At 52.6% G+C, this 22814-nt stretch carries 22 protein-coding genes and 3 pseudogenes; 20 read left to right on the top strand and 5 right to left on the bottom strand.

The genetic code is table 11. The features are described from left to right. Window positions 1-116: 116 nt before the first annotated feature. Together murB and JCR24_RS13575 are read left to right on the top strand one after the other, a co-directional pair. Entirely contained in the window at window positions 117-1031 is a 915-nt protein-coding gene (gene murB / locus JCR24_RS13570) for a UDP-N-acetylmuramate dehydrogenase (RefSeq protein ID WP_013145998.1), read from the top strand. A gap of 110 nt (window positions 1032-1141) precedes the next feature. After that, window positions 1142-2080 (top strand): diacylglycerol/lipid kinase family protein, encoded by a 939-nt coding sequence (locus tag JCR24_RS13575; protein ID WP_023633960.1) that lies wholly within the window; start codon window positions 1142-1144, stop codon window positions 2078-2080. Between the two features lie 349 nt (window positions 2081-2429). Here the strand turns inward: JCR24_RS13575 and JCR24_RS13580 are convergent, their stop codons facing one another. Next, window positions 2430-3491 (bottom strand): DUF5667 domain-containing protein, encoded by a 1062-nt coding sequence (locus JCR24_RS13580; protein WP_225995649.1) that lies wholly within the window; start codon window positions 3489-3491, stop codon window positions 2430-2432. Between the two features lie 326 nt (window positions 3492-3817). Between JCR24_RS13580 and JCR24_RS13585 the strand changes: the two genes are divergently transcribed. From JCR24_RS13585 to JCR24_RS13610, 6 genes are all read left to right on the top strand, one after another. Next, on the top strand, window positions 3818-4561 hold the full coding sequence (locus JCR24_RS13585; RefSeq protein WP_063167400.1) for a threonine/serine exporter family protein: 744 nt from the start codon (window positions 3818-3820) through the stop codon (window positions 4559-4561). 12 nt (window positions 4562-4573) lie between these two features. Beyond that, window positions 4574-4999, top strand: coding sequence for a threonine/serine exporter family protein (locus JCR24_RS13590; RefSeq protein WP_020279520.1), 426 nt, complete (start codon window positions 4574-4576; stop codon window positions 4997-4999). Between the two features lie 115 nt (window positions 5000-5114). Beyond that, window positions 5115-6284: a M20 peptidase aminoacylase family protein gene (locus JCR24_RS13595; RefSeq protein ID WP_238980801.1), complete on the top strand. Its 1170-nt coding sequence runs from the start codon at window positions 5115-5117 to the stop codon at window positions 6282-6284. Then, entirely contained in the window at window positions 6259-7098 is an 840-nt protein-coding gene (locus tag JCR24_RS13600; protein ID WP_238980802.1) for a GNAT family N-acetyltransferase, read from the top strand. The genes JCR24_RS13595 and JCR24_RS13600 overlap by 26 nt, the downstream gene beginning before the upstream one ends. Continuing rightward, entirely contained in the window at window positions 7095-8222 is a 1128-nt protein-coding gene (gene menC / locus JCR24_RS13605) for an o-succinylbenzoate synthase (protein ID WP_238980803.1), read from the top strand. Before JCR24_RS13600 ends, menC begins: the two co-directional genes overlap by 4 nt. 25 nt (window positions 8223-8247) lie before the next feature. Then, window positions 8248-8742, top strand: a complete 495-nt coding sequence (locus JCR24_RS13610) for a GNAT family N-acetyltransferase (protein WP_015374232.1) — start codon at window positions 8248-8250, stop codon at window positions 8740-8742. Window positions 8743-8801: 59 nt separating this feature from the next. On the opposite strand, the gene JCR24_RS13615 is transcribed toward JCR24_RS13610, so the two are convergent. Then, window positions 8802-10337 carry a solute symporter family protein gene (locus JCR24_RS13615; protein ID WP_238980804.1) on the bottom strand — a complete coding sequence of 512 codons (1536 nt, stop codon included), beginning with the start codon at window positions 10335-10337 and terminating at the stop codon, window positions 8802-8804. Continuing rightward, on the bottom strand, window positions 10337-10678 hold the full coding sequence (locus tag JCR24_RS13620; RefSeq protein ID WP_015374234.1) for a DUF485 domain-containing protein: 342 nt from the start codon (window positions 10676-10678) through the stop codon (window positions 10337-10339). The genes JCR24_RS13615 and JCR24_RS13620 overlap by 1 nt, the downstream gene beginning before the upstream one ends. Before the next feature lie 314 nt (window positions 10679-10992). Between JCR24_RS13620 and bcaP the strand changes: the two genes are divergently transcribed. From bcaP to JCR24_RS13635, 3 genes are all read left to right on the top strand, one after another. Next, window positions 10993-12408, top strand: coding sequence for a branched-chain amino acid transporter BcaP (bcaP, locus tag JCR24_RS13625; RefSeq protein WP_238980805.1), 1416 nt, complete (start codon window positions 10993-10995; stop codon window positions 12406-12408). 278 nt (window positions 12409-12686) lie between these two features. After that, complete coding sequence (sigI, locus tag JCR24_RS13630) at window positions 12687-13445, top strand: RNA polymerase sigma factor SigI (RefSeq protein ID WP_238980806.1); 759 nt, start codon at window positions 12687-12689, stop codon at window positions 13443-13445. Next, on the top strand, window positions 13442-14509 hold the full coding sequence (locus JCR24_RS13635; protein ID WP_238980807.1) for an anti-sigma factor domain-containing protein: 1068 nt from the start codon (window positions 13442-13444) through the stop codon (window positions 14507-14509). Before sigI ends, JCR24_RS13635 begins: the two co-directional genes overlap by 4 nt. 12 nt (window positions 14510-14521) lie before the next feature. Here the strand turns inward: JCR24_RS13635 and JCR24_RS13640 are convergent, their stop codons facing one another. Further along, on the bottom strand, window positions 14522-14722 hold the full coding sequence (locus JCR24_RS13640) for an alpha/beta-type small acid-soluble spore protein (protein ID WP_025948410.1): 201 nt from the start codon (window positions 14720-14722) through the stop codon (window positions 14522-14524). 118 nt (window positions 14723-14840) lie between these two features. Here JCR24_RS13640 and JCR24_RS13645 point away from each other — a divergent pair. The 7 genes and pseudogenes from JCR24_RS13645 to JCR24_RS13675 all read left to right on the top strand — a co-directional run. Next, window positions 14841-15080, top strand: a pseudogene (locus tag JCR24_RS13645) (sugar ABC transporter substrate-binding protein); the annotation flags it as partial. 283 nt (window positions 15081-15363) lie between these two features. Further along, a pseudogene (locus tag JCR24_RS13650) lies at window positions 15364-15636 on the top strand (ABC transporter permease subunit); the annotation flags it as partial. A gap of 165 nt (window positions 15637-15801) precedes the next feature. Next, complete coding sequence (locus tag JCR24_RS13655) at window positions 15802-17040, top strand: MFS transporter (protein ID WP_238980808.1); 1239 nt, start codon at window positions 15802-15804, stop codon at window positions 17038-17040. Window positions 17041-17125: 85 nt separating this feature from the next. Then, window positions 17126-17325: pseudogene (locus JCR24_RS13660) on the top strand (glutathione-dependent formaldehyde dehydrogenase); the annotation flags it as partial. A gap of 61 nt (window positions 17326-17386) precedes the next feature. Further along, entirely contained in the window at window positions 17387-17542 is a 156-nt protein-coding gene (locus tag JCR24_RS13665; RefSeq protein ID WP_011230440.1) for a hypothetical protein, read from the top strand. Beyond that, window positions 17539-17706 carry a hypothetical protein gene (locus JCR24_RS13670; RefSeq protein ID WP_011230441.1) on the top strand — a complete coding sequence of 56 codons (168 nt, stop codon included), beginning with the start codon at window positions 17539-17541 and terminating at the stop codon, window positions 17704-17706. The genes JCR24_RS13665 and JCR24_RS13670 overlap by 4 nt, the downstream gene beginning before the upstream one ends. Then, entirely contained in the window at window positions 17699-17851 is a 153-nt protein-coding gene (locus JCR24_RS13675; RefSeq protein ID WP_013145978.1) for a hypothetical protein, read from the top strand. Before JCR24_RS13670 ends, JCR24_RS13675 begins: the two co-directional genes overlap by 8 nt. 79 nt (window positions 17852-17930) lie before the next feature. Here the strand turns inward: JCR24_RS13675 and JCR24_RS13680 are convergent, their stop codons facing one another. Beyond that, window positions 17931-19703 (bottom strand): B12-binding domain-containing radical SAM protein, encoded by a 1773-nt coding sequence (locus tag JCR24_RS13680; RefSeq protein WP_238980809.1) that lies wholly within the window; start codon window positions 19701-19703, stop codon window positions 17931-17933. A gap of 264 nt (window positions 19704-19967) precedes the next feature. Between JCR24_RS13680 and JCR24_RS13685 the strand changes: the two genes are divergently transcribed. Together JCR24_RS13685 and JCR24_RS13690 are read left to right on the top strand one after the other, a co-directional pair. Next, on the top strand, window positions 19968-22184 hold the full coding sequence (locus JCR24_RS13685; RefSeq protein WP_238980810.1) for a PAS domain-containing sensor histidine kinase: 2217 nt from the start codon (window positions 19968-19970) through the stop codon (window positions 22182-22184). Beyond that, window positions 22174-22668: a methylated-DNA--[protein]-cysteine S-methyltransferase gene (locus tag JCR24_RS13690; protein ID WP_011230446.1), complete on the top strand. Its 495-nt coding sequence runs from the start codon at window positions 22174-22176 to the stop codon at window positions 22666-22668. The genes JCR24_RS13685 and JCR24_RS13690 overlap by 11 nt, the downstream gene beginning before the upstream one ends. The last annotated feature ends 146 nt before the right edge of the window (window positions 22669-22814 follow it).

The raw sequence follows: 22814 nt of genomic DNA on the forward strand, positions 1-22814 counted from the left end.
AAACAGAATAAGGAACATTGCCCACTTGATATGCGACGCGATTCCAGCGATAATGGAAACGATGTGGAATGAATGCCGCCAAGCGGCACGGAAGAAGTAAAGAAGGTGACAGAACGATGGAACATGCGGAACAGATTTATCAAAGACTCGTAGAGATTTGTGGAGAAAGAAATGTCCTTCGCGATGAGCCGATGAAAAACCATACATTGGTGCGGATCGGCGGCAAGGCCGATTTTCTCGTCTGGCCGGAGACGTACGAGCAGGTCATTGAGGTGTTGCGGCTGAAAGAAGAGTACGGCCTGCCGTTTACGCTTCTTGGCAACGGTTCGAACGTCATCATCCGCGATGGCGGGCTGCGCGGCATTGTCATGCAGCTTAGGCATTTGAACCGCATTTGGCGTGAAGGAAACAACGTGATCGCACAAAGCGGGGCGGATATTAAAGCGGTGTCGCGGTTCGCGCTCGAACAACACCTCACCGGGTTGGAGTTTGCCTGCGGCATTCCGGGATCGGTCGGCGGGGCGATTATGATGAACGCCGGAGCGTACGGCGGTGAAGTGAAAGATGTGCTTGACCATGTCAAAGTGGCGACGCTCTCCGGTGAGTTGAAAACGCTGAAAAACGAGGAGCTGGAGCTTGGCTATCGAACAAGCATTATCAGCCGGACGCATGATATTGTGCTTGAAGTCGTCTTTGCGCTCCGGCCGGGCGACTATGCACAAATCAAGGCGAAAATGGATGATTTAACCTTTCAGCGCGAATCGAAACAGCCGCTTGAGTATCCGTCGGTCGGAAGCGTGTTTAAGCGTCCGCCGGGCTATTTTGCCGGCAAGCTCATCCAAGACAGCGGCCTTCAGGGAAAAGGATTCGGCGGTGCGGAAGTGTCGACGAAGCATGCAGGATTCATTATTAACAAAAACAATGCGACCGCTGCCGATTACATTGCGACGATCGAAATGGTGCGCAAAACAGTGAAAGAAAAATTCGGGGTCGATCTGGAGTTGGAAGTCAAAATTATTGGCGAGGAATGACGGAGGATCCGAATCCGGTTTGCGGGTTCGGATTTTTCTCATTTCGACGAGAGGAAAAATGAAACCAACCGCCAATAGGTAAGAAAAGGGGTTATGAATGGGGGAAGAGGATGAACCTTTATTTCATTATCAATCCAGCCGCCAAAAACGGCCGGTCCGTGTCCATTTGGAAGCAGCTGCAACCGCTGCTGGATCGGGAAGGAATCGCCTATCAGGCATATTGGACGAGCCGAAAGGGAGAAGGAAAGGAAATCGCCCGACGAATCGGCGAGGAAAGCGTCGAGCCGACGGTGATTGCGGCGGTCGGGGGCGATGGGACCGTGCATGAAGTGGTGAACGGAGCGGGTTCGTTTCCGCACGTTGCGATTGGCTGCATCCCCGCCGGAACGGGAAACGACTTTGTCCGCGGTTTCCGTCTTGCCCGAAAACCGAAACAGGCGCTCCAACGGCTGTTGAGTGACGTTCGATCCGGCAAGGATTTGGCTTTCGATCTCGGCCGTTTTGCCAGCAGCGCCGTGCCCGACGGCGTGTTTGCCAACAGCATCGGCTGCGGTTTTGACGCCCATATCGCCCGCATGGCCAACCGTTCAAAATGGAAAGGGAGGCTGAATCGTTTTGGACTCGGTTCGTTCATTTATGTGTTTTATTTAGTAAGAGAGTTGTTTCGCTATCAACCGGTTGACCTTGATATTTGTGTGGATGGACAGAATTATTCGTTTTTGAAGGCCTGGCTGGCAACGGTTTCGAATCACCCATACTACGGTGGGGGAATGCGCATCGCTCCGTCCGTCCGGGCCGATGACGGCTTGCTTCATGTGACGGTCGTCGGGCCGATGCCGCGTTGGAAAATTCTTGCGCTGTTTTTAACCGTATTTTGGGGCGGGCATGTACGAATGAAAGAAGTTTGCGTGTTCACTGGTCGGAACGTGCGCATCCGCCCTGCCGCTCCTGTCCCGATCCACGCGGATGGCGAGGATGCAGGAGAAGGGGAAGTATTTGCTTGGATTGAGCCGGGGCGTTTGCGGGTCATTGGCGTGAAAACCAGGTGAGTGATTCATTCGTATACTGCAAGTAGACGTAAGGAGGGCGAGGCATGGGGAAGCACTGTTGGCTTTGCCCTGCGCGATGGATTGCCGGCGGCAATCAAGGCGCATTTGATTATTCGCTATAGCATCGAGGCGTTTGACCGAGCGATTGTGATTCGCGAAGTGATTAGCTAGGGATTTACCAGCATGGCAAATATTCTGAATAAGCAAAGCAAGAGCAAGGAAGCGAGCGGTTAAGGCGGAGGTGAAAGAACAATGGAACGACGATGTCCATTATTGTCAAGGAGAAAGGGCTGTTTCCCGTTCGCTTCGGAAAACAGCCCTTGCTTTAGCAACAGCTTCAAAACGGAACTTATTTTTTGTTCTTTTCTTCCTTGTCTTGTTTTCTATGGGCCGGCGAATGGTCGTTTTTCACCTGCGGTTTGGCTGTTTGTTTCGGAGGTTGTGAAACAGAGACGGAGGCGCGGAACGCTGCTTGCTGCTTTCCGGCTGCCGCTGCTTGATGTTCCCGGCCGTTTGCTTTGGCGCTCGCGGCGACACCTTGGCGGACACTGCCCTTTGCTTCCGCTTTTATGGCTCGCGTCAGCGACGATTTCGTGTCTGCTTTGGGGGCGGTGTTCGTTTGTTCATCTAGACGAACCGCTGTATCGTCTTCCACCGGTGCAGCGGCTGGCTTTTCTGTTTCGATGGATTCAGGAGCCGTTGGTGCGCTCTCGTTTTTCGCTTCCTCCGTTTCGCCGGCCGGTGCTGTCGGTGCTGTTTGTTCATCGCCTATTTCCTCTACTTGGCTGCTTTGTTCTGCCTGTTTCGCCAACCGTTTTTCTATTTTGGCTTCCAGTTTTTGTTTCGCTTTTTCAATGTTGCGGGCGAGCACCTCTTTGGCGCGCGGGTTTTTCACCCGTTCAAGTGCGGCTTGCAAGGCCGTGATGTTTTGCGAAAATTTTTCTTCCAGCTGTTGGCGCAATGCTTCGGCATCAGGTTTTGCGGTTTCCCCGCTTGGTTCATCCGCTTGTTTTGTTTTTTCATACACATTCCATGCTTGATCTTGTTGTTTCAGGGCATTGGCGAGCACTTCTTTTGCTTGCTCGACGTCTCCGCGTTCAAGCAGCGCCTTTGCTTCGGCTAGCCGCTCTTCAGCGAATTCAGCGAGCCGTTTCGCCTTTTCCGCATCGTCAAACGTGAGGGCAAGTTCGATTTTTTCCATCATGGTTTTGACAAAGTAGAAAAAGTCGCCTGGCAACAAAACCGGGACGTCGTGGTTGACACCGGCATCTGCTTCGGTTGCCGTGTTGCCGTCTGTTTTCCCCTCGATTCCTGTGCTGGCGAACACCGCCGGGCTGTAAGGAGTGAGCGCAACAGCAGCGGCAAGTGCGCTTGTTGATAGTATGCGAGGGAGCGAAAATCGCTTGTTCATCACCATCGTTCCTCCTTTTGCATTGGGTTTCGTTATAACGTTTTCGCAGTTGACCCGTCTGTTTTCGACTGTAGGCGCGAAAAATCAGGCGAAAGAAGCAGAAAAATAGGAAAGAAAGGGAAACGGTGAGATTCCCTTCACGGTTTGGCAGTTAGCCGCCTGTTTGGTATAATGGAAATAAGTTTGGTAACGACGATATCCAAGGCGACTCCTGCCAATCCGTTTGGTGGGAGTTTGTTTTTGCGATGAGCGCCTAGTGGGGCTGACGGGATAAGGGGGCACCGGCCAATGCCATGCCGGGCGAAAACGAAAGGAGCAAACCGGTCATGACGGAGCGGGTGGATGACATTGTTGATGTTTGTTTATTAGCGGGAAAATTGATGCTTGAAAGCGGTGGGGAGACGTACCGGGTGGAAGATACGATGGGGCGCATCGCCGCTTCGTTCGGTGTTTCCCGCTCACACAGCTATGTGACCCCAACGGGCATCATGTTTTCCGTTGAGGGAACGAATGTAACACGGTTTATTCGCATTTCCGAGCGTTCGACCGATTTATCCAAGGTGGCGCTTGTCAACCACATTTCCCGCCGCATCAGCAGCGGCGAACTGTCGCTCGACGGAGCGCGCAAAGAACTGGAACGCGTTCAGCAGCTGCCACTCGGTTATCCGCTTTGGCAGCAAACCGCTGCCGCAGCGGCGGCGAGCGCTTGTTTTGCCTCGCTGTTAGGCGGCATGAATCATTTTCTCCCTTCCCTTCTTTCTGGTGGAATGGCGTTTTGGTGTTTTGAAATGATGCATCGGTTCGTGAAAATCCGATTCTTCGCTGAATTTTTTGCCGCTTTTGTCGCCGGTGGGATCGTGCTGTTGATGGAAAGTGCCGGATTTGTCAGGGACGTAGGAAACATGATGATTGGCTCGGTGATGCCGCTCGTGCCGGGGCTGGCGATTACCAATGCGGTGCGCGATTTAATGGCCGGCCATTTGATCGCCGGTTTGTCGCGCGGTGCTGAGGCGTTTTTAACCGCGTTTGCGATCGGCACCGGCATTGCCTTTATTTTATCGATTCGTTAGCAGGGAGTACCGATGATGATTGTGCAGCTGTTGCTTAGCTTTGTGGCGTCATCGCTGTTTGGCGTCATTTTCAATATTCCGAAACGATTGCTGCCGCACAGCGGATTTGTCGGCATGAGCGGCTGGGCGATGTATATGGCCGCCGCCCGGTCGGGGGTGGACGGTGTCGCCGCCACGTTTGCAGCGGCGTTTTTCGTCGCTTTTGTAAGCAACGGGTTCGCCCGCCGCTATCGAACGCCGGCGACGATTTTTATCGTCTCTGGCATTATTCCCCTTGTGCCGGGCGGAACAGCGTTTGAGGCGATGCGCCATGTTGTCATGAACGATTACAATGCGGCCATTTCACTAGCGGCAAAAGCGTTCATGATTTCTGGGGCGATTGCGATGGGGCTCATTTTTTCTGAGGTCGTCAACCAACTGGTCAAGCGCCGCCCTTAACTGCGTGTAGTTGTTTTTTCCAATCATTTGCCTATCGTTGTATTTGTTTGCTTGAATATTATAATGAATATAACGATGTTTTTTCTATTGATTTTAAACAGCGGGGGAGAGCGGGATGAAAGAAATTGTTCAGCAGATGAAAGCGGAGCTATGGGAGATTTTCGATCACCTTCATCGTCATCCAGAAATCAGTTGGGAAGAGTGGCAAACAACCGAATTTCTTCGCCGAGAGTTGGAGCGCGAAGGGTATCGGGCGCGGACGTTTGCCGATTGTCCGGGCGTGGTGGCGGAAATCGGAGCCGGGCCGTTTACGGTTGGGGTGCGCAGCGATATGGACGCTCTTTGGCAAGAAGTTGACGGCGTTTGGCAGCCGAACCACGCGTGCGGGCACGACGCTCACATGACGATTGTGCTTGGCGTGGCGAAATTGCTTCGCCGCATCGGCTATGAGCCGCCGGGGACGCTGCGGTTTTTGTTCCAGCCGGCTGAGGAAAAAGGCACGGGGGCGCTGAAGATGATCGAAAAAGGAGCGGCTGATGGCCTAACGTTTTTGTACGGCGTTCATTTGCGCCCAATTCAAGAGGTAAAAGGCGGTTATGCGTCTCCGGCGATCATTCACGGAGCGGCGCAATGCATCGAGGGGCGGATTCGCGGCGTGGCGGCGCATGCCGCGCGGCCGCATTTAGGCGTCAACGTCATTGAAGTTGGCAGCGCCATCGTGCAGGAGCTCGGCAAAATTCATATCGACCCACAAGTGCCAGCGTCGATCAAAATGACGAAGTTTCACGCCGGTGAAAAAGATGCGAACACGATCCCGGACTACGCGGAATTTGCCCTTGATTTGCGGGCGCAAACGAACGAGGCGATGGAGCGGCTCGTCGAGGGGCTGCGCCATGTGATCAATGGGGTCGCTGCGATTTACGGAGCTGATATTGAGCTTGTTGAGCGGACGCGCATCGTCGCCGCTGATCCTGATCCAGATGCTGTGCGGCTGATGGAGGAGGCGATTATCACGACTTTAGGGACGGAAAAATGCGTTCCGCCGGTCGTGACGTCGGGAGGAGAGGATTTCCATTTTTATTCCTTTCAAAAACCGGAGCTGAAAACAACGATGCTCGGATTGGGCTGCGACTTGCGTCCAGGGCTCCATCACCCGAACATGACGTTCCGGCGCGATGATTTGCTTTCCGGCGTGGAAATTTTGGCGCGGGTTGTGATGAACACGTTTGCGACGTTTGCGCCGCAGGGGGAGAACGAGCGTGCCTCTGTCGCTGCAAATCATTGAGACGATCGAACAGTTGAAAGAGATGGCCAGGCTTGAGGAGGAGATTTGGAAAACGACGCCGGTTCCGCTCCATCAAACGCTGACGGCGGCGAAAAACGGGGGCATTGTGATCGGCGCGTATATGGACGGGAAGCTTGTCGGCTTTGTCTACAGCTTTCCTGGGTTTCGAAATGGGGAAGTGTACCTTTGTTCCCATATGATGGGGATTGTTGAATCGTTTCGTGATCGTGGCCTCGGCTATCGCTTGAAAATGAAACAGGCGGAAGAAGCGCGGCGGCGCGGCTACCGGGTCATCCGCTGGACGTATGACCCGTTGCAAAGCCGCAACGGCTATTTGAACTTGGCGAAGCTTGGGGCTGTTGGCGTCGAGTATGTGGAAAACTGCTACGGCGAAATGAATGACGCGTTGAACGGTCAACTGCCGTCTGACCGCTTCATCGTCGAATGGCGGCTTGATGAGCGTCCGACCGGGGAGCGGAGCTTGGCTAAAGCTGATCTTCTCAAGGCCAGAAGTCTGACGGTGCTCGAGGCAGGGCAAAGGGCTGACGGCCTATTGCAGCCGGTGCCGAGAGACATCGATGAAACAGCGGCGCCGTTGTTGTTGACTGCTGTTCCACTTGACTTTCCGCAGCTGAAAGAGCGGGATTTCGCGCTGGCGCTTGAGTGGCGGCTGGCGACGCGCGCCTTGTTTCAGCGGCTGCTTGTGGAAGGATGGATTGCCGCCGGCGCTTGGCGCTGCCTGGAGGAAGGGGTGCTTTATTACATATGGAAGCGGCGGAGTGAACGATGGCAGCAGAAAGGGGAAGAAGAATGACGATCAACATCGAGTACGTCATATTGCGCCATTTGCAAATGGAGTTGAAGGCGCCGTTTACGACGAGCTTCGGCACGTTTCAAAGGAAAGAGTTGATTTTAGTGGAAGTTGTCGATCGCGACGGCGTTTCCGGCTGGGGTGAATCGGTCGCATTTTCCGCCCCGTGGTACAGCGAGGAAACGGTGAAAACGAACTGGCATATGCTCGAGGATTTCCTTGTGCCGCTTGCGTTGGCTGAGCCGATCCACCACCCGGAGGAGCTGTCAAAGCGCTTTGCCGCCATCCGCCAAAACAACATGGCGAAAGCGGCGCTTGAGGGGGCGGTATGGGATTTGTACGCCAAGCGGCTCGGCGTTCCGCTTTCTCAAGCTCTCGGAGGAACGAAAAAGGACATTGAAGTCGGCGTCAGCATCGGCATCCAGCCGACGGTTGCCGATCTGCTTCAGGTGATGGAACGGTATGTGGCGCAAGGGTACCGGCGGATCAAGGTGAAAATCAAGCCGGGATGGGACGTTGATGTCATCCGCGACGTGCGGCGCGCGTTTCCTGACGTGCCGCTTATGGCCGATGCCAATTCAGCGTATACGCTTGCCGATGCGGATCGGCTGAAAGCGCTCGATGAATTCGGGCTGATGATGATCGAGCAGCCGCTCGCCGCTGACGATCTTGTCGATCACGCTCGGCTGCAGCCGCTTCTTCAGACGCCGATTTGCCTTGATGAAAGCATTCGTTCCTATGACGATGCGCGCAAGGCGCTTGACCTTGGCAGCTGCCGCATCATCAACATCAAAATCGGGCGCGTTGGCGGGCTTGGCGAGGCGAAGCGCATCCACGATCTTTGCGCTGAGCGCGGTGCGCCGGTCTGGTGCGGGGGGATGCTGGAGGCAGGCGTCGGGCGCGCCCACAACATCGCGATCACGACGTTGGAAAACTTCACCCTTCCCGGCGACACCGCCGCGTCGTCGCATTATTGGGAGCGGGATATCATCACGCCGGAAGTTGAGGTGCACGGCGGCTTGATCCGCGTGCCGGACGCTCCCGGCATCGGCTATGACGTCGACCGCCGCCAAGTGGAGCGGTATACGCAGTTTGCGAAGGTGTTTCACCGTACGGCGACGGCATAAAGGATGATAAAGGGAGAAAGAAAAAATGATGATCAGACCGATTGAAGTTCGCGATGCGGAACATTTCTTGGAGTTGTGCAAAAAAATTGATGAATCTGGTTTTATGTTATTTGAGCCTGGCGAACGGCAAACAACGGTTGAGCAACAAAGTAAATCGATTGAAAGAATGTTGTCTGAGCCGAATAAAATGATCTTTGTTGCTGAAACGGAAAACAAGCTTGTCGGGTTCCTTGCTGTCATAGGAGGCGATGTAAAACGAAATCGACATTCTGCCAATGTTGTTTTGGGAGTTCTTGAAGACTATCAAGGACAGGGCATTGCCACTAAACTATTCAACAAAGCGTTTGAGTGGGCAAAGGAAGTTGGAATTTTGAGATTAGGACTTACGGTCATGAAAGGGAACGATAAGGCGTTCAACTTATATAGGAAGATGGGGTTCGTATTAGAAGGCGAGAGGGTTCAATCGTTAAGAGTGAATGGGGAATTTGTAAATGAATATTACCTATACAAACTGTTATAATGCTAATTGGGGCTGGCCCAAACGCAAGCACGTTTTGGGCCAGCCCCTTCTTTGCTGTGTTACACGCGTCCTATCCCAGTATTTGCTTTGACGACAATTTCCGTATATTTCTTTTCATCCGATTTTTTCGACGAGACGAGCGTGCCAACGATCGCACCGATAAAGCCGAGCGGAATCGAGATGATGCCCGGGTTGGCGAGCTTAAAGAGCGGTTCGCCGACGAAAATGGCGGCGCCCGGCTGCGGCGACCAGACGTTCGGGCTGAAGAAGACGAGCACCAAGGCGCTGATCAGGCCGACAAGCATCCCCGTAATCGCTCCAGTCGTGTTAAAGCGGCGCCAGAAAATGGTGAATACGATCGTCGGCAAGTTGGCGCTGGCGGCGACCGCAAATGCGAGCGATACGAGGAACGCGACGTTCATTTTTTGTGCAAACAGCGCTAACAAAATCGACAACACCGAGACGCCGACGGATGCCCAGCGGGCGGCGAGCATTTGTTCTTTTTCCGTCGCCTGGCCGCGCCGCAAAATATGGCTGTAAAAGTCATGGGCAAACGCCGAGGCGGCTGACAGAACAAGTCCGGCGACAACGGCCAAAATGGTCGCAAAGGCGACGGCAGAGACGAAAGCGAACAAGAAATCTCCGCCAAGCGCTTCCGCCAACAGCGGGGCGGCCATATTGCCGGCCGGGTTGGCGGCGACGATTTTGTCATAGCCGACAAACGCGGCGGCGCCAAAGCCTAAAAAGATCGTCATGACGTAGAAAAGCCCAATGATCCATGTCGCATACACGACCGATTTGCGCGCAGTCGGGGCGTCTTTGACCGTAAAGAAGCGGATCAAAATGTGCGGCAGCCCGGCCGTCCCCAACACGAGCGCCAAGTTGAGTGAAATCGTATCGAGTGGATCCTTAAACTTGTTGCCCGGGTTTAAAAACGCCTCGCCAAGCGGCGTCGCTGTTTTCATTTCGTGGAACATTTTGGCGATGCTGAAATCGAATTTGGCAAAGACGATGATGGAAATGATAAACGTACCGACCATCAGCAAGACGGCTTTGACGATTTGCACCCAGCTCGTTGCCGTCATGCCCCCGAAGACGACGTACACCGTCATCAAAATGCCGACGATCAAGACGGAATAAATGTAGTCTAGACCCAACAGAAGCTTGATGAGGCCGCCGGCGCCGACAAGCTGGGCGATCATATAGAAGATCGAGATGGCCATCGTATTTAACGCCGCGACGCCGCGCACTTTCTTATCATCAAAACGGGCGGCGATCATATCGGCCATCGTGTATTTGCCGAGGTTGCGAAGCGGCTCGGCAACGATATACAAGACGACAAGATAAGCGACAAGGAAGCCGATGCTGTAAAAGAAGCCGTCAAATCCCGTCAGCGCGATCATGCCAGCGATTCCTAAGAAGGATGCGGCGGACATATAATCGCCTGCGATGGCGAGCCCGTTTTGCCAGCCGGTGAGGCTGCTGTCCGCGGTGTAAAATTCGCTTGTCGTTTTCGTCCGTTTCGAGGCGTAGTACGTAATGACAAGCGTCAAGGCGACGATAATGAGGAAGAGGAAAAAGGCGAGCCCGTGCATTACGTGTTTCCTCCTTCCGCTGCTTCTTGCTTCACTTGCTCGACGATGGCATCAAATTGTGCTGCGCGTTTCGAATAAAGGATGCATAAGGCCCATGTCATAATAAACTGCGCAAAGGCAAACAGCCACGCCCAGCTGACCGGCCCAATCGCTGGTGCGTTGAGCGCTTTCGAATACGACGTCAACACCGGAAGGGCGAAGTAAAAGACGAAGAAAAAGACGGTGGCTGGGATGATGAAGCGCTTCTTCGCCTGAATGAGCCCGCGGAACGAAGCGGATTGAGCGATGGCATCATAGTTGATGCCGCCCTGGTCGACCCTTGATTGTTTTTTCACTGCCATTGTAATCCCTCCTTGTCATTAAAGCGTTTTCAAAAAGGACTATGAACTGTTCTGCCGCAAACGGTGGATGTGCCCCCCTTTCTGACACAAATTTGTCACACATTCATTATACATTTATCTGAAAAATTTGTAAATTGATGTTTTTTGTTATTTTTAAAAACTATTTTTTGCTTTACCGCACAAAACGGAGAAAATTTTTTGCTGTTTTTCTTATTTTCGCACTTTACAAAAAAACAAGGATCATGTAGAATGACAACTGTATTCGACAATAAAATTCAACAATTTTCTACAAAAAACGACAAGGGGAGACATCTATGAATTTGTTTCGTAAAAAACCGATTCAGTTGCTCATGAAAGAATCGGGGGCAAAAGGAGCTTCGCTGCGAAAAGAGTTAGGCGCATTTGATTTGACGATGCTCGGCATCGGCGCCATTATCGGGACAGGCATTTTCGTCCTGACCGGGGTGGCGGCGGCGGAACATGCTGGTCCGGCTCTCGTTCTTTCGTTCGTTTTGTCTGGGTTGGCGTGCGTGTTTGCGGCGCTTTGTTACGCAGAATTTGCCTCAACCGTGCCAGTGTCGGGGAGCGCTTACACTTACAGCTATGCCACGTTTGGTGAGCTCATCGCTTGGATTTTGGGATGGGATTTGATTTTGGAATACGGGGTTGCTTCGTCGGCGGTCGCTGTTGGTTGGTCCGGCTATTTCCAAGGACTGCTTGCCGGTTTTGGCATCGAGCTGCCGAAGGCGCTAACGAGTGCGTATGATCCGGCGAAAGGAACGTTCATCGATTTGCCAGCGATTATCATCGTTCTGTTCATTACGTTTTTGTTGAATTTAGGTGCGAAAAAATCGGCTCGTTTTAATGCGGTGATCGTTGCCATTAAAGTGGCGGTCGTGCTGCTCTTTTTGGCGGTCGGTGTTTGGTACGTCAAGCCGGAAAACTGGACGCCGTTTATGCCGTATGGCTTCTCTGGCGTAGCGACCGGCGCGGCGACGGTGTTTTTCGCTTACATCGGCTTTGATGCGGTGTCGACGGCGGCGGAAGAAGTGCGCAATCCGCAGCGCGATATGCCAATTGGCATTATCGTCTCGTTGCTTATGTGCACATTGTTGTATATTGCGGTTTCGCTCGTATTGACAGGCATCGTTCCGTACGAGCAGCTCAACGTGAAAAACCCAGTGGCGTTTGCGTTAAACTATATCCATCAAGACTGGGTGGCGGGCTTTATTTCGCTCGGGGCGATCGCAGGTATTACGACGGTATTGCTTGTTATGCTTTATGGGCAAACGCGTCTCTTTTACGCCATCAGCCGCGACGGCCTGTTGCCGAAAGTGTTTGCCCGCATCAGCCCGACGCGCCAAGTGCCGTATGTCAATACGTGGCTGACGGGAGCGGCTGTAGCGGTATTCGCCGGCATCATTCCGCTCAACAAATTGGCGGAACTGACGAACATCGGCACGCTCTTTGCCTTTATCACCGTCTCGATCGGCGTGTTGGTGCTGCGTAAAACGCAGCCGGACTTAAAGCGGGCATTCCGCGTCCCGTTCGTTCCGGTCATCCCGATTTTGGCCGTGTTGTTCTGCGGCTACCTTGTTCTTCAGCTTCCGGCGATGACATGGATCGGTTTTGTCTCGTGGTTGCTAATCGGTTTAGTGATTTACTTTATCTACGGCCGCAAGCATAGTGAGCTGAATGAAATGGCACGGACGGAAGAAAAGGCCGGATGAACGGCCAAACAATGAAAAAGGGGCTGACCCAAATGGGGAAACAGCCCCTTTTTCCATTTCGTCAAACTTTTCGGCAACACCGCGTTTCCCCTTTTTCATTAGATGGGAAAAACACCTGATTTTTTGCCGATGGAAGGCGTGTGCTCGGCGCGGCGGCGTTGGGCTCTTTTGGGGACCTGTGTTCACTTGCACAGCTAAAAAAATCCCCTTTGAACGACGGTCATATTTGGATTGCGATGTGCGAATAGTATAAAGAACGAGCGTCAGTCCGGTTTTGTATGAGCGGGGTGAAAAGGGTGTTTGGGACATTATTGAAAAGAAGAGAGAGAACGCTTGAACGGACGGTTGTGGAAATTCAGCGGGGAAATGAAGCGTTGCGCAATGAGCTTATCCGGCAATATAAGCCGTTTATCGTCAAAACAGTCTCAAGTGTATGCAAGAGGTTCATCCGCGAGGAAGATGATGAGGCGAGCATCGGGCTGATCGCTTTTAACGAAGCGATTGAAAAATATGCGTTGCACAAAGGAGGTTCCTTTCTGTCGTTTGCGGAGCTGCTCATTAAGCGGCGCCTCATCGATTACATTCGAAAAGAGGTGAGAATGCGAGAGGCCATATGGCATGTCGAAGATGGAGAAAACGGCGAGCAGGCGGCGCAAACGTACGTAGATGCGAAATTATCGGTTGAGGAGTTTTATAGGCAAATCGAACAAGAACAGCGTCGGGAAGAAATTCTTCATTACCAGCAAGTGCTGAAACAATTCGGCATTCATTTTCACGATTTAGTCGAACAATCGCCAAAACATAAAGACGCCCGCCTCAATGCCATTCGCGTCGCCGAGTTGCTTGTGGCGAACGAGGAATGGCTCGCCCTGTTGTTTCGAAAAAAGCAACTGCCAATCAAACAGTTGGAAACGATGGCGTCGGTCAGCCGCAAGACGATTGAGAGAAATAGAAAATACATTATTGCGGTCGCGGTTATTTTGGCAGGCGATTACATTTACCTAAAGGACTATATAAAAGGGGTGCTTTCATCGTGAAAAAGGGAATTGTGCTGGAGTTGGATGAAGAGTTCGTCACGGTATTGACGCCGGAAGGGGAATTTCTTCGATTGAAAAAAGAAAAAGAATGGGAGATTGGAGAAGAGGTCAAAGCGAATGCGGTTGGCCGTCCTTTTCCGTTTCGCCGCCGTTCGTTTCGATATGCGCTCATAAGCGTTCTGACGGCGGCCGCGGTGCTTCTGGCGACTTGGATTCAATGGCCTTCTAATGCGGTGTACGCCTACATGTCGATCGACATCAACCCAAGCATGGAAGCGGGAGTCGATGCGGAGCTGCGCGTGTTGACACTGAAGGCTTACAATGAGGAAGGAAAGAAGGTGCTGACGGCGCTTCCTTCCTGGAAACGTCAACCGTTTTCTTCGGTAGCGAAACAAATCATTGCGCTAAGCGAACAAAAGGGGTATTTAAAGAAAGGCGGGGAAGTGCTGATTACGACGGTGGAGAGGGAGCGCGACGCCTCTTCGGCGCGGAAGCTGTCTGCCGCGCTCGCCGATATCCAGCGGTCAGTGGCGGATGACCGGATTGTCATTACCACGGCCAATAGTACGATGGCCGTGCGCAACCAAGCTGTCAAACGGGGGATGACAACCGGAAAATTATTGCAAATCGAGAAAAAGGTGAAACCGGCTGCGCCAGCATCTGTCCGCTCGGCAGATGGAAACGGCCGGAAAGGAGAAGGTTGGAAAGATAAGGCCAAAGGTGGAGAAAAAGAAAACAAAATGCCAGCGGTCAAAGAACAACCGACACAACAGCCGTCAAAGAAACAGAACCATAACGAGTCAAACCCGAAGCCATCAAAAAACGAAAAACAGTCGCCGCGCAAGCAGAAACATTCTCATCCGACCAAAGGAAGCCTTTCTCCTGAAAAAGAGAGTTATGTGAAATGGAAAAGCCATGGGAACGCCCGTCCGTTGCGGCCAGGCGCTCATTATGAAAAGAAAAAGGGGAATGGGGGCGACAGCGGCAAGGAGGGACATCGCCGCCAAGCCGACGCCCACCGCCATTTGAAAGCGATGGATGCCAAAACGAAAAAAGCCGAGTGATTCCGCTCGGCTTTATTCCGTTTTTCGGCCTGCCAATTCGCTTTGTGCTTGAGCAATGAGCCGTTTCGTCATTTCTCCGCCGACGGAGCCGTTGGCGCGCGAAACCGTGCCAGCCCCGAGCTGTACGCCAAACTCTTGGGCGATTTCGTACTTAATTTGTTCCAACGCTTGTTCGATGCCTGGAACAAGCAGTTTGTTGCTTGAACGAGCCATATGAAATTCCTCCTTGATGGTTTTTTTGATGAGGTATGATTAGTATGGACGACCGAACAAAGAGATATGGTTGGGAATTACAGGAGGAATTTTTCATTAAAAAAGATTGCAAATAAGATACGCTTTGCCGACGCGCAAATCGGTCGCTGCGGCACTAGGATTTGACAAAGATCCGCTGCGTGCACCGCTTGTCGCTGGCGCATCGTATGCAACTGTATGGCAAAACGGAACGAACTTGCCGATTATTACGAACAACTTCAATAACCAATTTGTCAGCGCTTTCCTCGGTGAACGTCCGCTTGCTGAGGCATTGAAAGAAGCGCAAAAAACGGCCAATAGCGAAATCGAGAGCAAATAAGGCGAATCAGCCCCTGGCAGACGGGCATGCTCTGCCAGGGAGCTGTTCCTTTCTTTCTAACTGCAGCTGTTTTCGGCTGCGTTAGAAAGAGGGGAATAGCGATTTTCGATTCTCGGCAAGGAGAGGGAATAAGATGAAAAGAATGTCAACGAAGCGAATGTGGCGCGAAGCGGGGGCAAGCTACCTGTTTTTGTCTCCTACTTTATTTGTGCTGCTTCTTTTTATTATCGGGCCGATTTGGTTTGCGATCTTTCTGGCCTTTCATAAAGTGCAATTGTTGGGCATGACATTGCCGCTCGCTCGTCCAGCTCTGGCGGCTCAGGCCATTTTCGTCTTCATGGGTTCGTGGAACGATTTCATGCGCCCACTCATTATTTTGTCCGATCCACAGCTGTTTACGTTGCCGCTTGGCCTCAATAGCTTCAAAGGACAGTACATCAGCTATTGGAACTACATTATGGCGGCATCCATGGTGTTTACGCTGCCGGTGTTGGTCATTTACGCCTTTTTCAACCGCTACTTCATCAAAGGAATTTCGTTCACGGGCGGAAAATAACGGACGTTTTGTACAACGGTTTTCCGGTCATGACAAGAAGGGGCTGTTCGCCAAACGGAGGGTTGTCCTCCTTTGGTGGCAGCTTTTTTTCGCGCGGCATATCCATGAAAAAAACGCACATCATATAAGTGGAAATATCGACTTCATAAGAAAGGGACCGAAGCGATGGAATGGACGGTGCAGCTGTCAAAACAGGCAGGGAGGCAGGCTGGTCGGGGGTGGGCGGTCGCTGCGCTTGCCTCGATTCCGCTTGTCATGACGCTGGGCAATTCGATGCTCATCCCGGTGCTGCCGGCGATGGAACGGCATCTCGACATCACGCCGCTGCAGTCGAGCCTGCTGATCACGATGTATTCCGTTGTGGCGATTTTGTTCATTCCGCTGGCCGGATATATAAGCGACCGCATCGGGAGAAAAATGGTCATCGTTCCAAGCCTGTTGCTGGCGGCGGTGGGAGGGGGGCTGGCGGGATGGGCTGCTTGGCGGGTGAGCGACCCGTACGGCTGGATGATCGCCGGGCGCATGTTGCAAGGGCTCGGGGCGGCCGGGGCGTTTCCGATCGTTTTGCCGCTTGTCGGGGATTTGTTTCCGGATGAGGAGGAGGCAAGCCGCTGTTTAGGGACGGTTGAAACGGCGAACACGTTCGGCAAAGTGCTAAGCCCGATTCTCGGGGCGATGCTGGCTGGCATCATTTGGTTTTTTCCATTTTTTTCGTTCCCTGTCTTTTGCCTGCTATCGGCAGCAATGATGGTTTGGTCCATCCAGGTGCCGGCGCGTCGGGAGCGGCCGTTGCCGTTTCGGGATTTTATTGCGGTGGTGGCGGCGATTTTCCGCCGCGAAGGGCGTTGGCTGATCGGGGTGTTTGTCATCGGCGGTTTGTTGATGCTTGTGTTGTTTGCGTTTTTATTTTTCCTTTCAAGCCGTCTTGAAGATGTGTATGGCATTGATGGAATGAGGAAAGGATGGGTGCTCGCCATCCCGCTCGGGGCGCTCTGCCTCGCTTCATTTGCGGCCGGGAAAGCGATTGGCGACCGGAAACAGCGGATGAAATGGGGCGCTGCAGCCGGCTCCGTTCTATTGGCGGCTGCGTTGGCCCTCGTTCCCCTTCATCCATCCCTTTCCGTTTGGCTGGCGTTGTTCTCGGCAGCCGGCATCGGCGCTGCGCTGCCGTGTTTAGATGCGCTTATCACGGAAGGAATTGAGAAAAGCGAGCGCGGGACGGTGACATCGTTTTACAGTTCGCTTCGTTTTATCGGCGTGGCTGCCGGACCGCCGTTGGCAGCCTGGCTGATGAAAGGCGGCGCCGGTCCGCTTTTGTTCTTGCTCAGCGGGCTGGCGTTGCTTGGCGGAGCTCTTGTCGTTTGGCTGATCCGTCCGGAAGGAGAGAAAGGAGGAAGAGGATGAGAGCCGTCACATACCAAGGCATAACTTTGGCTATTCTGAAACGTTTGGCGGCTACCCGGGCGGGCAAGCTGAATATTTGCGCGTGCTTTCGCGCAACATTACGCTGAAAATGAGGCAGGCGCCGGTCATTCATTACATTCCGACGCTGTACGAATGGATCGTCGAAGGAAAATTCGACCCGACTGATATCATCACGAACCGTCTTCCTCTTGACGAGGCGCAATATGCATACGAGATTTTCGATGAAAAAAAGACGGCTGCATTAAAGTGGTACTCAAACCGTAGCGGCGCATAAAGTTGGCGCAGCGGAGACACGATAAGAAAAAATGCGGGAAGGAGGATCGATGTGACTGACATTGCATTCCCGGTTGCCCGCCTGCAAGACGGGACGCTTCGCCAGCTCCAGCAACTCGAACAGCGGCTGCGTGAAGAAACAGGAGAAGAAATTGTGCTTGTCGCTTATGAGCGGAAAACGGTTGATGAGGAGGAGACGAAACGATGATGAAGCGAAAAGTGAAATTTGACGCAGCGAAAAACAACAATAAAACGCCAACGGAAAGTTTGCCGGATACCGAATTTGCGGCACAATATGCCGGCGAGGAGGACATGATCCGCGGTGCGAACCGCAATTCGAAAAAAGGGAGACAAGGAGGCGGCGATGGGTAAAGAGCATAAGGAGCGGCCCGCTCGAACGAATGAAGAAATGGCGTTTGAATGGGGCGATTTCGCTCGTGATCAGCCGTTTTGGCTGATCGAGGAGCAAAAGCAAGCAAAGGAGAAGGAGACAAAACAAAAAGAGCCGCCGCGGTGAGGCCGCCGTTTTGATGGGATTGGATCGGTGGGCGGACAAAGAAGAGCGCTGGAAACAGCGCTCTTTTTCGCTTGGGCGTTCAAGCCGATGCGGATGACGCAAACAGGGTGGAAAGCGGTGCAGAAAAGACCGTAGCTCCTGTGCCAGACGGGTCGAAATAGGCGACGATGGCCGTTGGCGCAAACGAGAGCTGCTTCGCGGCGATATAGCGGCCGACATCGACCGGCACGATTTCCACGACCGTATGTTTAAACAATTCCTTTTCCCCGAGCCCGAGGGCGGCAAAGTCCTCCCCAAGCGCCTCGGGGCGCTCAAGCAGCGCGCGGTAGACGGTCGTGCGCGTCGTTTTCTCCGTTTTTTCTTCCCACCACGGCTTGCGCGGTTTGTATTTTTGGTTGCGCAAGTAGTCGTATTTCATGAGCGATTCGGCGACAGGCAGGGCCTCTGGCGCACACGTACGTAAAAACTCATGCAGGCGGCGGAATAAATCCTCAAGCTGATGGCCAATGCGCGCCCAGCCGCGCTCATCCCAATACGTGCCAAATTGCTGGAAAAAGTCAAACGGCGATGGGAACACATCGGTCACCAAGTACTCGATCGTTTCGTCCATTCGATGGGCGTTCCAATACTTTTCGAGCACGTCTTCCACTTGCTTGATGCGGATGACGTCATCAAACGACAAGACGTTGTTGGCGAGCACTTCGTATGGCGCATGGTCCATATACACATAGCCGTACTCCTCGGCGCGCAGGCGCAACCCAGTGCCGCGCAGCAGTTTCAAAAAGCCAAGCTGCAGTTCTTCCGGGCGAAGGGCGAACACGTCGTTAAACGTCTTTCGGAACGAGTTGTAGTCTTCTTCGGGCAGACCGGCGATCAAATCCAAATGCTGGGCGATTTTCCCGCCTTCTTTAATCATCGTCACCGTTCGCGAAAGTTTTGCGAAGTTTTGCTTGCGCATAATGAGACGGTTCACTTCGTCGTTTGTCGACTGGACGCCGATTTCAAAGCGGAACAGCCCGGGCGGCGCCTCCTTGTTTAAAAACTCGATGACCTCCGGGCGCATAATGTCGGCGGTAATTTCAAACTGAAATACCGTTCCCGGTACATGTTCGTCAATTAAAAAGCGAAACATGTCCATTGCATAGCTGCGGCTGATGTTGAACGTCCGGTCGACGAACTTGATCGTCCGCGCTCCGTGCTTCATTAAATAGCGCAAATCATCCTTGATTTTTTCACGGTCAAAATAGCGGACACCTACTTCAATCGAGGACAGGCAAAATTGGCAGCTGAACGGGCAGCCGCGGCTTGTCTCTACGTAGATGATCCGGTTCGGAAGATGTGGGATGTCTTCCGGAAAGCGAAACGGCGACGGCATATCAGCAAGGCGGATTTTGTTTCGCTGCGGATTGACGACGATGCGCTTTCCATCGCGAAACGCCAGCCCTGCGACATCTGCCACTTCTTTGCGGCCTTCTAAGGCAAAGAGCAGCTGTTTAAACGTTTCTTCCCCTTCACCGATGACGATAAAATCCAATTCCGGCACCCGCTCCATCCATTCACGCACATCGTACGACACTTCCGGTCCGCCGGCGACGATGACAATATTCGGCGCTGCTTTTTTCAACAGCTTGACGACTTTGATCGTTTCTTCAATGTTCCAAATGTAGCAGCTGAAGCCGATGACATCCGGACGGCGTTGGTACAAATCAGTCACAATGTTCAGCACCGGGTCTTTGATCGTATACTCAACAAGCTTGACGTCAAATTCGGGCTGAGCGTATGCTTTTAAATAGCGGATGGCTAAATTCATATGAATGTATTTGGCGTTCAATGTCGCACAGACGATGTTCATCGCAACAAAACCCCTTTGTCTATAATATAGCAGCAAAACTCCTTTGTCTATAATTTATAGATGCAATTGGAAGCTTTCATTTGGCTTTAAGCGAGGGGGGAGAGTTGACTATCATGCAGTTTAGCCAAATGAAAAAGCAGAAAAACTTGTCGAACATTGTGGAAAAGAATTTTAAAAAATCTTCGTAAATCAAGGGAGGAGTAAATTTTTCCACATCGAATATATATTTCGTTGAATGGTTTGAATAGACAAGGAGAGATGGATATGGCCCAAAGCCTTTCTCCTCGGGAAGAACAAAATGCATCGCCGGATGTGCGGTCGCTTGAAGAGGAAAATCGGCGGTTAAAAGAGCGGTTGAACAGTTATTCGATCATTTTTGAGCGGTCGCTCGATGCGATCGTGATTTTAAATAAAAACGGTGAATTTGTCGATGTGAACGAAGCGGCGTGCAAGCTGTTTGAGATGGATAAGTTTTCGTTGATCGGCCATTCGTTTTCTTCGTTCCTCGAACTTGTGCCGCCCGATATTTTGCTGTTTCAGCGCTCGATGTTGCAAAAGTTCGGTTCGTTCAGCGATGAACTGCTCATCAAACTGCCGGACGGCAAAGTGAAGCATGTGGAATTTTCGATGAAAAAGGATGTGTTCGACGAATTTGACCTTGTCATGATGCGCGACATCTCAGCCCATAAGGCGCTTGAGCGCGAACGCATCATTCATGAGTTTTTGTTTCGCGACGTATTCAACCGCGCCGTTGACGGCATCGTCATTTTCGATGAATTTGGGCGGTTTATCGATGTCAATCCGGCGTTTTCGATGAGCTTGAACTTGGAAAAAGGAAAACTGCTCAATTTGTCGTTTCAGCAGTTCGTCGCCCGCGAATGCGCCAATGAGTTCGCTCGGCTGCTCGCGGAAGTGAAAGAAAAGGGAACGGCCAAAGGCGAGTTGTCGCTTGTCCGCCCGGACGGAACGGTGAAAATGTTTGAGCTGACGGCGACTTCCAACGTCTATAGCGGGTTTTACATGGCCATTATGCGCGATGTGACAGAAAAAAAAAATATGGAAATCAAGTTGCAAAAAAGCGAAGAACGGTTCCGGGCTATTTTCGAACAAGCGCATGAGGCGATCCTCATTTGGGACGATTTTGGCTACATATTGAACGCCAATCCGGCGGCGAGCCGGACGTTTGAGCTGCCCTTGAATTTGCTTGTGCGCCGCAATTTGTTTGATTTTGTCGACTATGGGGACGAAAAGGTGAAACGCATTTTCAGCGAGTTCCGGCGCAAAGGGGAAATCCGTGACGAGCTGACGTTTCATATGCCGAACGGTGAGGATAAGCAGCTCGAGTTCACCATGAAAAAAGGAGCGATCGACGGGTACCACTTGACGATTTTCCGCAATGTGAGCGAGCGGCGGAAAATCGAGCGCGAGCTGCGCGAAAGCGAGCAAAAGTTCCGGAGCATTTTCGATCATGCGATGGATGGTATTTTGCTTTGGGATGCCAAGCATCGGATCATCGACGCCAATCCGGTTGTCTGCGGCATTTTTTCCGTCGAAAAGGAGGCGCTGCTTGGCCGAATGGTGGTCGAGCTCGTTCCGGAGCGGGCGCGCCGCCAGCTCAACAAGCTGCTTCAACAATGCCAACGCACCGGCGAAGCGAGCGGCGAGGTCGAATTTTTCGACGAGGGAAAAGGGAGAATTATTGAGTTTTCACTGAAAAAGGAAGTGATTCCCGGCGTCGGGATGATGATGCTGCGCGATGTGACCGAGCGCAAGGAGATGGAGCTGCAGCTGCGCAAGTCGGATACGCTCCACGTCGTCGGGGAATTGGCCGCCGGCATCGCCCATGAAATCCGCAATCCGATGACGGCGCTAAAGGGTTTCATTCAGCTGTTGCAAGGAAGCATTGACGGCGACTATTCGATGTATTTTAATGTCATTATGTCGGAATTGAAACGGATTGAGTCGATCATCACCGAGTTTCTGGTCTTGGCGAAGCCCCAGGCGGTGCAGTACAAACAAAATGATATCTGCAAAATTATGCAAGACACGATCGATTTGATCAGCGCCCAAGCGATGATGCACAACGTGCAAATCATCGCCGACTTCGAGCGCGGGCTGCCGCCGGTGTATTGCGAGCCGAATCAGTTGAAGCAAGTGTTCATCAATATTTTGAAAAACGCCATCGAAGTGATGCCAAAAGGCGGGGACATTACGGTGCGCATCACCCGCGCCGGGTGCTATGTGCGCATCTCCATCACCGACCAAGGATGCGGCATTCCAAAAGATAAAATCAAAAAGCTTGGCGAGCCGTTCTATACGACGAAAGAACGCGGCACCGGCCTCGGCTTGATGGTCAGCTATAAAATCATAGAAGAGCACCAAGGGAAAATTGAAGTGGAAAGCGAAGTCGGCGTCGGCACGACGTTCCATATCACGCTGCCGATCGAACGAATGGAAAGGGAGGACGACGATGACGATTGAATATGCAGTATACCGCTCAGAGCTGCTCGGCGACATTTACATCGCCTCCGACGGCGACGCGATTGTCAAAGTCGAGCTGTTTCCAGAAGAATGGCGCGCGTTCGCCGGCGAACATCCGGCTGTCAAAAGCTGGTCGCCGCTTCTTGAACGCGCGCTTAGGCAGCTGGATGAGTATTTCCACGGTCGACGCCAAGCATTTGACTTGCCGCTGAAGTGGAAGGGAACTGCCTTCCAAGAAGAGGTGTGGGCGGCGCTTTGCCGCATTCCGTACGGCGAGACGGCGACATACGCTGACATCGCCGCGCAAATCGGCCGCCCGAAAGCGGTGCGCGCCGTCGGTCAGGCAAACCGGGCGAATGAACTGTCGATTCTCGTTCCGTGCCACCGCGTTGTCGGCAAAAACGGCGCTCTCATTGGCTATGCTGGAAGCCGCACCGATGTGAAGGCGAAGCTGTTGGAGCTTGAGCGCCGCTTACGTAGATGACGCTCTTGCGTTCGTGGAACAGGCAAAGGGTTTGGAAGGCGTTGTATGCGGATGCTGCAATGAAGCAGGCGGAAAAAGAGGCTGACGGCTTGCCTAGAAAAACGCGTCTGCCCCCGAGGATTGCCATCCACGGGGGCAGAGATCGG

Origin of the sequence: Geobacillus sp. YHL (assembly GCF_022341265.1) — a bacterium.
Lineage (GTDB): Bacteria > Bacillota > Bacilli > Bacillales > Anoxybacillaceae > Geobacillus > Geobacillus thermoleovorans.

Excerpts from the sequence above, each read along its gene's own strand:
- JCR24_RS13685 (WP_238980810.1), top strand. The coding sequence starts at position 19,968 with ATGGCCCAAAGCCTTTCTCCTCGGGAAGAACAAAATGCATCGCCGGAT.
- JCR24_RS13675 (WP_013145978.1), top strand. The coding sequence starts at position 17,699 with ATGGGTAAAGAGCATAAGGAGCGGCCCGCTCGAACGAATGAAGAAATG.
- JCR24_RS13585 (WP_063167400.1), top strand. The coding sequence starts at position 3,818 with ATGACGGAGCGGGTGGATGACATTGTTGATGTTTGTTTATTAGCGGGA.
- murB (WP_013145998.1), top strand. The coding sequence starts at position 117 with ATGGAACATGCGGAACAGATTTATCAAAGACTCGTAGAGATTTGTGGA.
- JCR24_RS13620 (WP_015374234.1), bottom strand. The coding sequence starts at position 10,678 with ATGGCAGTGAAAAAACAATCAAGGGTCGACCAGGGCGGCATCAACTAT.
- JCR24_RS13640 (WP_025948410.1), bottom strand. The coding sequence starts at position 14,722 with ATGGCTCGTTCAAGCAACAAACTGCTTGTTCCAGGCATCGAACAAGCG.
- JCR24_RS13680 (WP_238980809.1), bottom strand. The coding sequence starts at position 19,703 with ATGAACATCGTCTGTGCGACATTGAACGCCAAATACATTCATATGAAT.
- JCR24_RS13580 (WP_225995649.1), bottom strand. The coding sequence starts at position 3,491 with ATGAACAAGCGATTTTCGCTCCCTCGCATACTATCAACAAGCGCACTT.
- JCR24_RS13610 (WP_015374232.1), top strand. The coding sequence starts at position 8,248 with ATGATGATCAGACCGATTGAAGTTCGCGATGCGGAACATTTCTTGGAG.
- JCR24_RS13670 (WP_011230441.1), top strand. The coding sequence starts at position 17,539 with ATGATGAAGCGAAAAGTGAAATTTGACGCAGCGAAAAACAACAATAAA.
- JCR24_RS13615 (WP_238980804.1), bottom strand. The coding sequence starts at position 10,337 with ATGCACGGGCTCGCCTTTTTCCTCTTCCTCATTATCGTCGCCTTGACG.
- bcaP (WP_238980805.1), top strand. The coding sequence starts at position 10,993 with ATGAATTTGTTTCGTAAAAAACCGATTCAGTTGCTCATGAAAGAATCG.
- menC (WP_238980803.1), top strand. The coding sequence starts at position 7,095 with ATGACGATCAACATCGAGTACGTCATATTGCGCCATTTGCAAATGGAG.
- JCR24_RS13655 (WP_238980808.1), top strand. The coding sequence starts at position 15,802 with ATGGAATGGACGGTGCAGCTGTCAAAACAGGCAGGGAGGCAGGCTGGT.
- JCR24_RS13690 (WP_011230446.1), top strand. The coding sequence starts at position 22,174 with ATGACGATTGAATATGCAGTATACCGCTCAGAGCTGCTCGGCGACATT.
- JCR24_RS13595 (WP_238980801.1), top strand. The coding sequence starts at position 5,115 with ATGAAAGAAATTGTTCAGCAGATGAAAGCGGAGCTATGGGAGATTTTC.
- sigI (WP_238980806.1), top strand. The coding sequence starts at position 12,687 with ATGAGCGGGGTGAAAAGGGTGTTTGGGACATTATTGAAAAGAAGAGAG.
- JCR24_RS13575 (WP_023633960.1), top strand. The coding sequence starts at position 1,142 with ATGAACCTTTATTTCATTATCAATCCAGCCGCCAAAAACGGCCGGTCC.
- JCR24_RS13590 (WP_020279520.1), top strand. The coding sequence starts at position 4,574 with ATGATGATTGTGCAGCTGTTGCTTAGCTTTGTGGCGTCATCGCTGTTT.